We start from the raw sequence: 13,695 nt of genomic DNA on the forward strand, positions 1-13,695 counted from the left end.
CTACTCCGCCAGCAGCTGCGCAAACTGGCGGGCGAACGCATGCACGTCGCCCGGCCAGCGCGCCGACAGGTAGTTGCCGTCGCGGACCACCCAGGCCGCGCGGTCGTCGCCGGCGGTGTCGCGCACCATGCCCGAGGTCTTCAGCAAATAATGCGGCGTGCCCGGCGGAACGTCGACGAAATCATCGGCGGACGCCAGCGCGCGCCGCACCTCCTGCTCAACACTCCTGTAGCCTGCGGGCTCGCCCTTGTCCTCGCCGTAAGTGCGGTAGTAGCCGGGGTCCCAGAAGCGGGCCAGGAAGCGCGTGACATTCCACGCGCTGCGCTCCAGCTTCCACGTCAGCGCGGTGGTCTTGCGGCCGTACAGCACCGAGCGCCGGGTCAGCGGCGACACCGAGCGCGCCGCCAGCAGCACGCCGTGGCAAACCGCCGCCACCGGCTTGCCGCCGTCGAAAAATCCGGCGACCAGCGCCTGCAAAGTCCGGTCTTCCAGATATGGCCGCATACCCTTGGCATGGCCGCCCGGCAGCAGCAGCGCATCGTAGTCGGCCACGCCGACGTCCCGGAACCGCTTCGGCCGCAGGAACTCCGCATCCTGTTCCAGCGCCGCATAGGCCTGGCGGCCGTCGCGGTTGGCCCGCAGCATCAGGCCGATCAGGCGCAACTTGCGCAGGCCGGGCAGCCAACCCCACGGATCCAGGCCCACGCCGCTGATCATCCTCGGATCGGCATGGCCGCGCGTGCCGTCGACGGTGGCGAACTCGATCCGGTGGCCGGCATCGCGCAAAATGCGCCAGCTGAGCGCGACCTCGGTCGGATCAAAGTCATGCAGTGGAATCGGAATCAGGATGCGGGAGGATTTATTCATAGCCCCCATTCTAGCAACGACACAACCGTCACAGCGTGCGCAGGAAGGCCACCAGGTCGGACTTCTCCTGCGTATTCAGGTGCGTTTCCAGCACCAGGTTGAAGAATTCCACCGTGTCCTCCAGGGTCAGCAGCCTGCCGTCGTGCAGATAGGGCGGCGATTCCTTGATGCCGCGCAGCTGGAGGGTCTTGATCGGGCCGTCGCCGACCGCCTTGATGCCGTTGATGGTCTGCGGTTTGAAGAAGCGCTCGGTCCTCAGATTGTGCATCAGGTTATCCGAAAAATACGGCGGCGCGTGGCAGCTGATGCATTGCCCCTTGCCGTTGAACACGGCCTGCCCGCGCAGCTCGGCCGCCGTGGCCAGCCTGGGATCGAGCTTGCCGGTCACCGTCAGCTTGGGCGCCGGCGGGAAATCCAGCAGCTCCTGGAATTCCGCCATGAAGTGCACCTGGCTGCCGCGCTCCAGCGGATTGACGCCCTTCTTGGTGGCGATCACCGGATCGCCGTCGAAATACGCCGCGCGTTGCTCGAACTCGGTGAAATCCTCCACCGTCTTCAGCGCCCGCTGCGAGCCGAACAGCCGCTGCACGTTCACGCCGCGCAGGCTGGGCGTATCGATGCGATGACGCAGCTCCTGCGGCCTGGCGTCGCCGGCCAGGTGCGTGGCGCCGTTGCTGTGGCCGTTGGCGTGGCAATCGAAACAGGTCACGCCCCGGCTGGGCCGCTCGGTGCGCCGGTCCTCGGTCTGGTTGAACTGTTGCTGCGGGAACGGCGTCAGCAGCAGGCGCAGGCCTTCCAGCTGCTTGGGATTGAGCACGCCGTTGAACATCTGGTGGAAGTTGTCGATGGTCAGCAGCTTGCCTTGCGAGACGTCGCCCATTTCCGGATGCGTGGTCAGGAAAATCGGCGCCGGGAACTCGGGCAGGAAATGGTCCGGCAGGTCGAAATCAAGGTCGAAGCGCTTCAAGGTGCGCGCCTCCTGGCGCTGGATCTCGTCGATCTCGAACTGCGGAAACAGCATGCCGCCTTCGGCCTGGTTGGGATGCGGCAGCGGCAGGAAGCCGGCCGGGAACAGGTTGCGCTCGCGGATCTCGTTCGGACTCAGCGCGGCCAGCTGCTCCCAGCTCAAGCCCTTGGCTAGGCGCACCCGCACGCCCTCCTGCACCGGTTTGCCGCGAAACATGGTCACGCCAGGCGCCGGCCGGCTGGCCAGGTCGTAGCGGGCCGCCAGCAGGTCGAGCTGGCGCTGCATGATGGCCGCGCGCGCCGCCTGCATGCGCGCCATCGTCACGGCGAAGTCCTCGGTGATGTCGACCTTGGCGTAGCTGGTCGGATGGCCCGGCTGGGCCGGTGGCGGCAGCGGCTGCGCCACCTGGGCCTGCACCGGCGGCAACGACGCGATCGCGATGGCGGCCGCAATCACGGCCGCCCCGCAGAGGAACGATTTCGGCGTTTTCATAACGGCCTCCTTTGGTTGAACGCATCGTTCATTAGATCAAAGGAGGTCGGCGCCGCCCTTGCGGCGGCGCAAGGCGCGGCCGGGTCAGGCTGCGCGCGGCAGCGACTGGAGTTGCAGCGCCGGCCGCGCGGGGCGTTGCCGGCCGGCGGGCAAGCGGCTGATGCTGGCGCGGCTGTCCCACTGGTCGGCGTCGATCTTGAACGAACCGACCAGCTCGGCCAGCTCCCTGGCCTGCTCCTGCATGGCGTCGGCCGCGGCGGCGGCCTCCTCCACCAGCGCGGCGTTTTGCTGGGTGACGTCGTCCATGTCGCCGATGGCCACGTTGACCAGCTCGATGCCGTGCTCCTGCTCGGCGCTGGCCGTGCTGATCGCCGACATGATGGTGGTCACCTTTTCCACGCTGGACACGATCTCGTCCATCGTCGCGCCGGCCGCCTGCGCCAGTTCGCTGCCGCTGGCGATGCGCTCGGCCGAATCGTTGATCAGCTTCTTGATTTCCTTGGCCGCGCCGGCCGAGCGCTGGGCCAGGTTGCGCACCTCGGACGCCACCACCGCGAAACCGCGCCCCTGCTCGCCGGCCCGGGCCGCTTCGACCGCCGCGTTCAGCGCCAGGATATTGGTCTGAAAGGCGATGCCGTCGATGACCGCGATGATGTCGACGATCTTGTGCGCGTAGTCATTGATGCTGTCCATGGTCGCCACCACCTCCGACACCACCTTGCCGCCCTTGCCCGCCACCGCCGAGGCCGACAGCGCCAGCTGGTTGGCCTGGCGCGCGTTGCCGCTGTTCTGCCGTACCGCCGACGTCAGTTCCGCCATCGCCGATGCGGTTTCCTCCAGCGCGCCGGCCTGGTGCTCGGTGCGGCGCGACAAGTCCATATTGCCGTTGGCGATCTCGCGCGACGCCGAATCGATGGCCACCGCGCCGTCGCGCACCCGGCCCACGGTGTCGGCCAGGCGGCTGGTCATATGGCTGAGCGCATCGAACAGCTGGCCGATCTCGTCGCTGCGGCCGTGCTGGATCGCCACGTGCAATTCGCCCGCCGCCACCTGCTCGGCCAAGGTCACCGCCTGCGTCAACGGCCGCACGATGCTGCGCGTCAGCAGCAGCGCCAGCACCGCGCCCAGTCCCAGGGTCGCCAGGCCGAGGCCGATCAGCAGCGCGCGGCTGCGCTGGAACTGGCTGGCCGACTGCTGCGCCAGCGCCTTCGCTTCCTGGCTCTGGTAGCTCAGCAGCTTGCCCAGCGCGCCGGTATAGCCCTGGAACACGGCCGGCATCTTGTTGTCCAGCAGCTCGCCCACTTCCTGCACGCGGCCGCTGTCCTTCATCTTGAACAGTTCGGCGCGCAGGCCCAGGTAGGCCGACTTCTTGCCGGTCACCGCGCGCAGCAATGCGGCCTCGTCGGCGTCGGCCGGCATCGCCAGCAGCCTGGTTTCCATCGCCGCGGCGGCTTTCTCGCCGGCGGCCAGCTGCGCCTGGAAGATGTCGGCCACCTCCAGGCTGTCGCTGCGGGCGATTGAAATCGCCCGCAAGCCGTTCAGCTCGGTCATGCCCAGCAGGTCGGAGGTCAGCTGCTGCCTGGCCAGCTTGTCGTTGACCAGGTTGGACGCCGTGTCGTTGGCCGACTGCAGGCTCCACAGCGACACGCCGGACATGCAGGCCATCACCAACAGCAGGATGGCAAACGAGGCCACCACGCGGGCGCCGGTATTCAGATTGGGGGTTTTCATGGCATTCATATAAGAGAGGTGCACGCAACACAAGATGAGACTCAATATACTCACCAATTGTTACGGGGCCATTACCGTACGGAAACTAAATGTGCACAGACTGATAACATTCTTTTCTTTTGGTTAAGCTGTAATCAGGCGGTAATAATTTCCCGGTAGCATTGCCGGCATTGTTGTCATCCAAAGGTTACAGGTCATGGAGTTCAATGCCTCGCGTTTGCACCTGCCCCGATTCCGCCTCTCCATCGCCGCCGACCTGTGCGTGGAAACGGTGTCGGTGCCGTCCGACACCAGCAATTTCATGGTGCTGGAATTGTTCACCGAGCGCCGTGATCTGATGAGTCTGCCGGTGATCGATGGCGAGCGCCCGATCGGCCTGATCAGCCGCAACATCTTCATGTCGCAGATGTCCAAGCCCTTTTATCACGAGCTGTACGGCAAGAAAAGCTGCATCGCCTTCATGGACAAGGAACCGCTGATCGTCGACGCCGCGATGAGCATCGAGCAGCTGACCTTTCGCGCCGTCGAATCGGGCGAGAAGGCGCTGGCCGACGGCTTCATCGTCACCCGCGAAGGCAGCCTGGCCGGCGTCGGCTTCGGCCTGCAGCTGATGAACGTGGTGGCCAATATGCAGGCCGAGAAGAACCGCCAGATCATGCACAGCATCGACTACGCCAGCGTGATCCAGCGCTCGCTGCTGCGCCCCTCCGATCTGGCGCTGAACGAGGCGCTGGACGACGCCCACCTGGAATGGCAGCCGCGCGACGTCGTCGGCGGCGATTTCTATCACTTCGCCCGCTATCCGGACGGCTGGTTCGCCGCCATCGCCGACTGCACCGGCCACGGCGTGCCGGGCGCCTTCATGACCCTGATTTCATCGTCTACCCTGGCGCAGGCCTTGCAACAGCTGGGGCCCCGCGATCCGGCCGCGCTGATCGGCGAAGTCAATCGCGGCGTCAAGAGCATGCTGGGCCAGATCGAAAGCGGCGCCGCCGAATCCAACGACGGCATGGACGCCGCCTTCCTGTGGTTCGACAACGCCAGCCGCCGGCTGCATTTCGCCGGCGCCAAACTGGCGCTGTACCAGCTCGATCCCGACCAGCAGGCGGTGCAGACGGTGGACGGCGAGCGCATGGGCGTCGGCTACGTCGACACGCCGCTGGATCACAGCTGGACCAACAAGACCATCGCCATCGCCGAAGGCAGCCTGCTGTTCCTGACCACGGACGGCCTGATCGACCAGATCGGCGGCAGCAAGGAGATCGCCTACGGCAAGCGCCGCATGCGCGACGTGCTGCTGGCCCAGCGCACCCAGTGCGCGCGCCACGTCAGCCAGGCCATGCTGGACGACTACCAGGCCTGGCAGGGCGAGCAGCCGCGCCGCGACGACCTGACCTTTTTCTGTTTCCGCCCTTAGTCCATCAGGAGCACGATTTGCTGTACGAAGAATTCAACGATTTCTGGGACGTGGCGCGCAAGCGCCACATCATCTTTTTCTACGTGGGCTATTTTTCGCAGCACGTGGTGGCGGCCATTTCCGAAACCATCAAGGCGCGCCTGGACACGGCCGGCGCCGCCGGGCCGACGCGCCGGCGCATCTTCTCGTCCTTCGTCGAAATGTCGCAGAACATCATGCACTACTCGTCGGACACCTTGACGCCGCACGAGCAAAGCGACAACCAGATGCGCCGCGGCTCGTTCTGCATCGGCATGAAGGACGACAGCTTCTTCCTGCTGTGCGCCAACCCGGTCGCCAGCGCCAACGTGGGGCTGATCCGCGACCGCCTCGAACCGCTGCACACGATGACCATGGACGAGATCAAGTCCGCCTATAAAAAAGCGCTGCGCGACGAAACGCCGGCCGACAGCAAGGGCGCCGGCCTGGGCTTCCTGACCATGGCGCGCGACGCCAGCGAACCGCTGGAGTTCGAGTTCGTCCAGGAAGCGCACAACCCCGGTACCACGGTGTTCTGCATCAAAGCGATAATCTAGAAAGTACTGGAACAGTTATGGAACCACTATTCATCGGCGCCTCGCCAACCTCGCCGGAGATCGACTTCCGCTTCGACCAGCACACGCTGTCGATCAAGGGCGAATCCTATCCGGAAAACGCCGCCGCCTTCTATGGCCCGCTGATCGCCCGCGTGCAGGCCTTCCTCGACGGCTGCAAGGACAGCAGCATCACCGTCAACGTCTCGCTGGCCTACTTCAACAGCTCCAGCACCAAGATGCTGTTCGCCTTCTTCGATGCGTTGAACAAGGCCGCCATCGCCGGCAACCACGTGCGCCTGAACTGGTACCACGACGAGGACGACGACACCATCCTCGAATTCGGCCAGGAACTGCGGGACGATTTCGACGCCCTCGACTTCCACGATCACGCGGTGAGCAACTGATGATGACCATCCCGGGCCGCGAAGAAGCCGACCTGTTCGCGCTGGAAAGCGCGGCCTTGGCCAACGCCAGGGCGGCCCACGCCGATCCGCAAGCCGACGCGCGCGCGGCGCTGTCCGAGATGATCGTCCACTACGAGCGCCTGATGCGCGAGAGCCGCCGCCTGATACGCCGCAGCGACCGCGCCGAGCTGGATATGAACCAGATGAACCGCCAGCTGCACGAACTGGCGCAGCAGCTGGAATACCGCGCCACCCACGATCCGCTGACCGGGGCGCTGAACCGCGCCGCCGTCATCGAGCAGGCCACCGGCTGCCTGCAGCGCGGCGACATGGCGCTGATCGTGCTCGACATCGATCACTTCAAGTGGGTCAACGACGACTTCGGCCACCCGGCCGGCGACGCCGTGATCCAGACGGTGGTCTCCTGCCTGCAGGCGCTGCTCGGCCCCGAGGTGGCGATAGGCCGCGTCGGCGGTGAGGAATTCTCGGTGGTATGGCCGACCAGCTCCGCCGACGAGGCGAAGGCCGTGGCGGCATCGGTCTGCGACGCCATCGCCGACCAGGTGTTCGCGCCCCCGATCAACCGCCAGATCACCGCCAGCGTCGGCGTCAGCTGGAACCCCGCCGGCACCAGCTTCGAACTGGCTTACGGCCGCGCCGACGAAGCGCTATACGCCGCCAAGCGCGCCGGCCGCAATTGCGTGAAACTGCACTGCCAGCTGCCGCCGGCATGCGCCCCGGCTAAGGAACCGGCGTAAGCGGCGGCTGGCCGCTGAAATAGGCGCGCAGGTTGTCCACCACCAGTTGTCCCATCGCGTGGCGCGTCTCCACGGTCAGGCTGCCGACGTGCGGCGCCAGCACCGTGTTGTCCAGTTCACGCAGCGCCGCCGGCACATGCGGCTCGTTGTCGAACACGTCCAGTGCCGCCATGCCCAGCGTGCCCTCCTCCAGCGCCGTGATCAGCGCCGCCTGGTCGACCAGGGAGCCGCGCGCGATGTTCACCAGCGTTCCCTCCGGTCCCAGCGCCGCCAGCACTTCGGCGTTCACCGCATGCCGGGTGGCCGCGCCGCCCGGTGCGCACACCACCAGGTAGTCGCTGGCCTGCGCCAGCTCCAGCAACGAAGCGCAACGCTCCACCGCCGCGCCTTCGATCACGCGCGGCTGGAAATACATGGTCCGCATGCCGAACGCGGATGCCCGCGCCGCCACCGCCTGCCCGATGCGGCCGAAGCCGAACACGCCGCATACCTTGCCGCGCAGTGCCCGCGTCGGCGCCAGCGGCATGCCGCGTTCCCACGCACCGCTGCGCACATGGCGGTCCAGCGCCGGCAGCCGCCGCGCCGCCGCCAGCAGCAGCGTCAGTGCCAGATCCGCCACATCCTCGGTCAGCACACCGGGAGTATTGGTAACAAAAATACCACGCGCGCGGGTCACGTCCAGCGCCACCGCGTCGACGCCGATGCCGTTGACGGCGACGATTTCCAGCCGCGGCAACTGCTCCAGCAGCGCGGGGCCGATGCCGATCACGCCGGTGGTCAGCACGCCGCGCACCCCGGGCGCCACGCCGGCAAGCCAGTCCGGCTGGGCCTCGCAGGGCTGGCGCCACAGATGATGACAGTGAAAATGCCGCTCCAGCTGGGCCATGACGTCGGCCGACGGGCTGGCCGCCAGCACCAGCAATTCTGGTTTCATATTGATATCTTTATCCATTTGTCGATTGTACAAGCACCACGGCGATCCCGTTGCTTTGCATGGACTTTCTGTCGCCGATTCCGTATGCTGGAAGCTACCTTCCGGAGTGCGCCCCGATTTGAACATTCACGCCCTCACACCGCATGTCTGTACAAGCGCCCGGCGCTGGCTGGCGGCCGCGCTGGCGTGCTGGCTGCTCGCTTGCGGTTATGCCGCCGCCAGTCCGGAACGCTGGGGCAAGCTGGCCACGCCGCTGTTCGAGCACCTGGGCCTGGAACAGGGCCTGCCCAATCCCGTCGGCATGGCGCTGGCGCAGGACGGCGACGGCTTTATCTGGATCGGCACCCAGGCCGGCCTGGCGCGCTGGGACGGTTACCATATGCGCAGCTTCCGCCACGATGCCGGCGTCTCCACCTCGCTCCCCGGCGATTTCATCCAGGCCCTGCACGCCGACGCGCGCGGCCGCCTGTGGATAGGCACCGCCGCTTCCGGCCTGGCCATGTTCGACCGGCACAACGAGCACTTCGTCCGCGTCAACGATGAGTTGAGCCGGGGCGCCGTCAGCGCGATCGCCAGCGACGCCAGGGGCAACCTGTGGGTGGGCACGTCGTCCGGCCTCAAATACTACGACGCGATCCAGGGCACGGTACGGCGCTACACCCACGAGGAATATCCGGGACTGCCCGACAACCAGATCCGCGCGCTGCTGATGGACCGCGCCGGCAATCTGTGGATAGGCTCCGGCACCGGCCTGTCGCGCCTGAAGGCCGGCGCCGAGCCGCTCTCCCCCACCATCGCCACCGTCGCCATCGCCGCCGAGGGTCATGGCGGCTGGAGCGACACCGTGATGTCGCTGGGTGAAAACAGCCGCGGCCAGATCGCCTTCGGCACGCTGAAAAGCGGCATCGGCGTGGTCGACGCCGATGCCGACAGCGGCCGCATCGTCGGCATCAAGGGCGTCAGGGATCCGCAGGCCAACATGGTGCTGGCCGTGACGGAGACCGTGCCAGGCACCTGGTGGGCCACCACCTACGGCGGCGGCGTCGTCGAATATATCCCCGCCAGCGGCCAGGGCAGCCGCATCCTGCACCAGCCGGCCGTGTCGTTCAGCCTCAGTAACGACCGCACCGCCGCCCTGCTGCGCGACCGCAGCGGCATGGTGTGGGTGACCACGGAGCGCGGCGTCGACATCTACGATCCGCACAGCGAGAGCATCGATTCCGTTTTTGGCGGTGAAGGCGCGCAGGAGTCGGCCGTCAGCGCGTTGATGAACGACCAGCACGGCCAGGTCTGGATCGCGCTGGCCGACCAGGGCATCGACATCGTGCTCCCCGACGGCAGCCGCCGCGCCGCGCTGCGGCCCGACCCCTCCCAGCCGGAAAGGGCGCTGCCGAACCGCATGGTGCTGGCGCTGGCCGAAGCCGATCCCGGCGAGGCATGGATCGGCACCCAGCTTGGCCTCTACCGCACTTCCGGCAAGGCGCACAGCGTCAGGCGCGTGGCTCTGCCGCAGGCCAACAACCCGTATCCGCGCATCGGCACCATCCTGCTGCGCAAGGGCGAGCTGTGGCTGGGCACTTTCGAAGGGCTGCTGCGCTACGATCCTGCCGCCGGCACCATTCAGCGCTACGTCCAGGGCCCCGCCGAAAGCGGCGGCCTGACCGACAACCGCATCCACGCCGTCATCACCGACGCCGACGGCACGCTGTGGGTGGCCACCCGCAACGGCTTGAACCGGCTCGATCCGGACACCGGCAAGGTCGAACAGATCCGCGCCAATCCCGGCCTGCCCGGCGCGCTGTCGGAGCCGGTGATCAGTTCCCTGGTGCTCGACACGCGCGGCCGGCTGTGGGTCGGCACCTACGGCGGCGGCATCTGCGTGATGACGGGGCGCGATCCGCGCGGCGTGCCGCAGTTCGAACGCATCGGCATGGCCGACGGGCTGACCGCCGGCACCATCATGTCGCTGCAGGCGGACCCGGTGGGCCGGATCTGGGCCGCCACCTCGGACAGCATCGCCGTGATCGACGCCGGCACGCTCAAGGCGCGCGCGCTGACCCGCGCCGACGGCCTGGCCTTCCGCACCTTCTTCATCGGCGCCAGCACCGTCACGGCGGAACGCGACCTGGTGTTCGGCGCCACCTCCGGCATGGCGGTGGTCTATCCCGGCCGCCTGAACGACTGGGGCTACCGTCCGCCGCTGGTCATCAGCGCGGTGCGGCTGGACCAGCACGTGCTCACGCCGGACCAGCTGGACAACCAGCAGGGACCGACGCTGACGCTGCATCCGCACAACCAGAGCTTCGAGGTGGAGCTGGCGGCGCTGGACTACTCGGCGCCGCAGCGCAACCGCTACGCCTATATGCTGGAAGGCTACGACAGCCAATGGGTGGAGACCGACGCCAGCCGCCGGATCGCCAGCTACAACCGTCTGCCGCCGGGCAGCTATCTGCTGCGCCTGCGCGGCAGCAACCGCGAAGGCTTGTGGAACGCCGCCGAGCTGTCGCTGCGGGTGGTGGTGCTGCCGGCATGGCACCAGACCTGGTGGGCCTATGCCGGCTACTTCCTGGCCGCCTGCGCGCTGACCTGGGCGCTGGTGCGCTGGCGCGTGCGGCAGCTGCACCGCACCGGCATCGCATTGCAAGCGCTGGTGTATTCGCGCACGCAGCACCTGGAAAAACTCAACGCCATCGTCAAGTCGATCAACGAGCAGCTCGATTTCGACGCGCTGCTGCACACCATCCTGCACGAATCGACCGTCATCAAGGGCGTCGATACGGCGCTGGCGCTGGTGCGCGAAGCCGGCACCGAAACCCTGAGCCTGCGCGCGGCCTGGGGCCGCATCGACGCCGCATCCGACGCCTACCGCATCGACCTGCGCCAGGCCGAGCTGCGCTACGCTCCGCCCGACTGCGTGATCGCGCCCGACATCTTCGAAGTCCATCACAAGCAATCGCTGCCGGGAGACGTGTGCGCGCTGCTGGCGGTGCGCGTGGTGATCGACGGCCAGGTCGAAGGCTATCTGATTTTCGAAAACTACCAATACCAGGCCAGCTTCGAGGCCAGCGATCTCGATCTGCTGAAGGCGCTGAAGGAACCCTTCGTCTCGGCCTACCAGAAGGCGCGCGCGCTGCGCATGATCGAGCAGGCGCGCGCCAACGCCGAAGCGGCCACCCGCGCCAAGAGCGAGTTCCTGGCCAATATCAGCCACGAGATCCGCACTCCGATGAACGCCATCCTCGGCTTCGCCGGCCTCGGCACCCACCTCGACCTGCCGCCGCAGCCGCTGGACTACTTCCGCAAGATCGGCCGCGCCGGCCAGAGCCTGCTGGAGATCATCAACGACGTGCTGGACTTCTCCAAGATCGAGTCGGGCAAGCTGGAACTGGAGGCGCTGCCCTTCGACCTGCCCGACACGCTCAACCAGCTGGCCGACCTGTTCTCGTGGCGCGCCGCCGAGCGCGGACTGGAGCTGGTGATCTGGGCCGCGCCGGACGTGCCGTCCAACCTGCTGGGTGATCCGCTGCGCCTGAGCCAGATCCTGGTCAACCTGGTCGGCAACGCGCTCAAGTTCACCGCGCGCGGCCACATCGAGCTGCGCGTGGAACTGGACAACGCCGACGGCCTCGACCTGATCGACGGCGGCGACGGCCAGATCGGCGTGCGCTTCACCGTCGAGGACAGCGGCCTCGGTATCAGCCAGGAGCAGCAGGAGCGCCTGTTCCAGGCCTTCGCCCAGGCCGACGCCAGCACCACGCGGCTGTACGGCGGCACCGGTCTCGGACTGGCGATCTCGCAGCAACTGGTGCGCAAGATGGGCAGCGTGATCCAGGTCGACAGCGAACCCGGTGTCGGCAGCAGCTTCAGCTTCACCGTGCGGCTGCAGCCCGCCGCAGACCAGAGTCCGCGCCTGCCGTCGCTGCCGTCCGCCGTGCACGGCAAGCGCGTGCTGGTGGTGGACGACAGCGAAGCGGCCCGTCACATGATGCGGATCCAGCTGGCCAGCCTGGGACTGAGGGTGCGCACCGTGGCGTCGGGCGCGGCGGCGCTGGCGGCGCTGCAGTTCGATCAGTACGACCTGCTGATGATGGACGCCGACATGCCGGACATGGACGGCATCGAAACGCTGCGCCGCATCGCGCAGCTCAGTGAGCAAGACAGTGAGCAGAACGGCGGACAGCCGCCGCCGGCGGTGCTGATGGTGACCGCCTATGCGCGCGAGCACAACGCGCAGGCCGCCGAACAAAGCCGCGTCATGCCCTTCCTCGACAAGCCGGCCAATCCCTATCTGCTGCGCACCGCGCTGCTGTCCGCGCTGGGGCTCGATGCCGGCCAGCCGGCCGTCAAGATACCGGCGGCGCCGTCGCTGGCGGTGCAGCGCATCCGCGGTTCGCTGGTGCTGGTGGTGGACGACAATTCGATCAACCAGCAGGTCGCCAGCGAGGTGCTGCAGCGCGCCGGCGTGCGCGTCGAGCTGGCCGGCAGCGGCGCCGAGGCGGTGCGCATGACCGCCGCCGGCGCCTACGACGCGGTGCTGATGGATATCCAGATGCCGGACATGGATGGCTACCAGGCCACCGCCCTGATACGCGAAGACGAAGCCCATGCCCGGCTGCCGATCATCGCGATGACCGCGCATGCGGTGGCCGGCTATCGCGAACGCTGCCTGGCGATGGGGATGAACGACTACGTCACCAAGCCTATCGATCCCGACACCCTGTACGCGGTGCTGGCCACCTGGGTCGAGCCGCACGCGGAGCGCGCGCCGCCGGAGCCGCAGCTGCAGCCGCCGCCCGAGGCGGCAGAACCGGCCAGGCGCGCCGGCATCGACGTCGACGCGGCATTGGCGCGGCTGGGCGGCAACGACATGCTGTTGTCACGCCTGTTGATCCAGTTCGCCCACGACGCCGGCACCGGTTTGCAACAGATTCAACATGCAATCCACTCCGGCGACTTTGCGGCGGCGGCCGATTTGGTGCATAAAATCCGCGGCGCGGCCGGTAATATTTCGGCAACGGAGTTGTTCGAAGCGTCAAGGACGCTGGAGACCTGCCTCAGAGAGCAGCCATCCGCCCATCCCGATTTACTGGCTGCTTTCATGCAAGCTTTTGATGTCGTTATGGAAAGCGCGCGCATCGATCTGGCCGAACAAGAATCGGCGGCGGCCGAATTGGTGCAGAGTCCCTAGCAAGACGATAGGCGCAATAAGACTTGAGCTTCGGCAATCTTTGGCCTACGATGAACTTGCGTTTTGAACGCGACGTATCCAACCACTACCACACGAAAGGTTAGACATGGCCACGCATTCCCCGCAAGATCTCGATCTGCTGCTATCCAAACTGTCCGGCGACGACGGCTTCCGCATGAGCTTCCTGAACGATCCGCAAATGGCGCTGGGCACGCTGGGCATCCAGCTCGACGCCGCCAGCATTCCATCGCTGCGCAGCCTGCCGTCGAAAGAAGTGTTCGCCGCCAGCCGCCACGCCATCAAGGGCAAGCTGGAAAACGCCGCCGGCGCGATTCCCTTCTTCCTGTCCGGTCAGCGTTGAA

10 protein-coding genes are annotated in these 13,695 nt (G+C 66.9%); 6 read left to right on the forward strand and 4 right to left on the reverse strand.

Annotation, left to right across the window (positions count from 1 at the left end; translation table 11 throughout):
• From ACSQ3S_RS19295 to ACSQ3S_RS19305, 3 genes are all read right to left on the reverse strand, one after another.
• Nucleotides 1-867: a type 1 glutamine amidotransferase domain-containing protein gene (locus tag ACSQ3S_RS19295; protein WP_436143460.1), complete on the reverse strand. Its 867-nt coding sequence runs from the start codon at nucleotides 865-867 to the stop codon at nucleotides 1-3.
• A 28-nt stretch (nucleotides 868-895) separates the two neighbouring features.
• Complete coding sequence (locus ACSQ3S_RS19300; protein ID WP_436143461.1) at nucleotides 896-2,326, reverse strand: hypothetical protein; 1,431 nt, start codon at nucleotides 2,324-2,326, stop codon at nucleotides 896-898.
• 84 nt (nucleotides 2,327-2,410) lie between these two features.
• Complete coding sequence (locus ACSQ3S_RS19305) at nucleotides 2,411-4,057, reverse strand: methyl-accepting chemotaxis protein (protein WP_436143462.1); 1,647 nt, start codon at nucleotides 4,055-4,057, stop codon at nucleotides 2,411-2,413.
• A gap of 196 nt (nucleotides 4,058-4,253) precedes the next feature.
• On the opposite strand from ACSQ3S_RS19305, the gene ACSQ3S_RS19310 reads away from it, so the two are divergent.
• Genes ACSQ3S_RS19310 through ACSQ3S_RS19325 form a run of 4 tightly spaced genes read left to right on the forward strand, consistent with a single transcriptional unit; the run spans nucleotide 4,254 to nucleotide 7,211 of the window.
• On the forward strand, nucleotides 4,254-5,474 hold the full coding sequence (locus tag ACSQ3S_RS19310) for a SpoIIE family protein phosphatase (RefSeq protein WP_176650938.1): 1,221 nt from the start codon (nucleotides 4,254-4,256) through the stop codon (nucleotides 5,472-5,474).
• Nucleotides 5,475-5,491: 17 nt separating this feature from the next.
• On the forward strand, nucleotides 5,492-6,049 hold the full coding sequence (locus ACSQ3S_RS19315; protein WP_353398560.1) for a SiaB family protein kinase: 558 nt from the start codon (nucleotides 5,492-5,494) through the stop codon (nucleotides 6,047-6,049).
• Nucleotides 6,050-6,066: 17 nt separating this feature from the next.
• Nucleotides 6,067-6,453 carry a DUF1987 domain-containing protein gene (locus ACSQ3S_RS19320; protein WP_176650940.1) on the forward strand — a complete coding sequence of 129 codons (387 nt, stop codon included), beginning with the start codon at nucleotides 6,067-6,069 and terminating at the stop codon, nucleotides 6,451-6,453.
• A complete protein-coding gene (locus ACSQ3S_RS19325; RefSeq protein ID WP_176650941.1) occupies nucleotides 6,453-7,211 on the forward strand; it encodes a GGDEF domain-containing protein in 759 nt (252 codons plus the stop codon). Before ACSQ3S_RS19320 ends, ACSQ3S_RS19325 begins: the two co-directional genes overlap by 1 nt.
• On the opposite strand, the gene ACSQ3S_RS19330 is transcribed toward ACSQ3S_RS19325, so the two are convergent.
• Nucleotides 7,195-8,145: a 2-hydroxyacid dehydrogenase gene (locus ACSQ3S_RS19330; RefSeq protein WP_436143463.1), complete on the reverse strand. Its 951-nt coding sequence runs from the start codon at nucleotides 8,143-8,145 to the stop codon at nucleotides 7,195-7,197. The genes ACSQ3S_RS19325 and ACSQ3S_RS19330 overlap by 17 nt on opposite strands.
• A gap of 118 nt (nucleotides 8,146-8,263) precedes the next feature.
• Here ACSQ3S_RS19330 and ACSQ3S_RS19335 point away from each other — a divergent pair, with 118 nt between their 5' ends.
• Both ACSQ3S_RS19335 and ACSQ3S_RS19340 read left to right on the forward strand, forming a co-directional pair.
• Entirely contained in the window at nucleotides 8,264-13,333 is a 5,070-nt protein-coding gene (locus ACSQ3S_RS19335; RefSeq protein ID WP_436143464.1) for a response regulator, read from the forward strand.
• Between the two features lie 106 nt (nucleotides 13,334-13,439).
• Complete coding sequence (locus ACSQ3S_RS19340) at nucleotides 13,440-13,694, forward strand: NHLP-related RiPP peptide (protein ID WP_176650944.1); 255 nt, start codon at nucleotides 13,440-13,442, stop codon at nucleotides 13,692-13,694.
• The last annotated feature ends 1 nt before the right edge of the window (nucleotide 13,695 follow it).

This window comes from Duganella sp. LjRoot269 (genome assembly GCF_964254095.1).
In the GTDB taxonomy this organism is placed as follows: domain Bacteria; phylum Pseudomonadota; class Gammaproteobacteria; order Burkholderiales; family Burkholderiaceae_D; genus Rugamonas; species Rugamonas hordei.

Excerpts from the sequence above, each read along its gene's own strand:
- ACSQ3S_RS19295 (WP_436143460.1), bottom strand. The coding sequence starts at position 867 with ATGAATAAATCCTCCCGCATCCTGATTCCGATTCCACTGCATGACTTT.
- ACSQ3S_RS19300 (WP_436143461.1), bottom strand. The coding sequence starts at position 2,326 with ATGAAAACGCCGAAATCGTTCCTCTGCGGGGCGGCCGTGATTGCGGCC.
- ACSQ3S_RS19305 (WP_436143462.1), bottom strand. The coding sequence starts at position 4,057 with ATGAAAACCCCCAATCTGAATACCGGCGCCCGCGTGGTGGCCTCGTTT.
- ACSQ3S_RS19310 (WP_176650938.1), top strand. The coding sequence starts at position 4,254 with ATGGAGTTCAATGCCTCGCGTTTGCACCTGCCCCGATTCCGCCTCTCC.
- ACSQ3S_RS19320 (WP_176650940.1), top strand. The coding sequence starts at position 6,067 with ATGGAACCACTATTCATCGGCGCCTCGCCAACCTCGCCGGAGATCGAC.
- ACSQ3S_RS19325 (WP_176650941.1), top strand. The coding sequence starts at position 6,453 with ATGATGACCATCCCGGGCCGCGAAGAAGCCGACCTGTTCGCGCTGGAA.
- ACSQ3S_RS19330 (WP_436143463.1), bottom strand. The coding sequence starts at position 8,145 with ATGAAACCAGAATTGCTGGTGCTGGCGGCCAGCCCGTCGGCCGACGTC.
- ACSQ3S_RS19340 (WP_176650944.1), top strand. The coding sequence starts at position 13,440 with ATGGCCACGCATTCCCCGCAAGATCTCGATCTGCTGCTATCCAAACTG.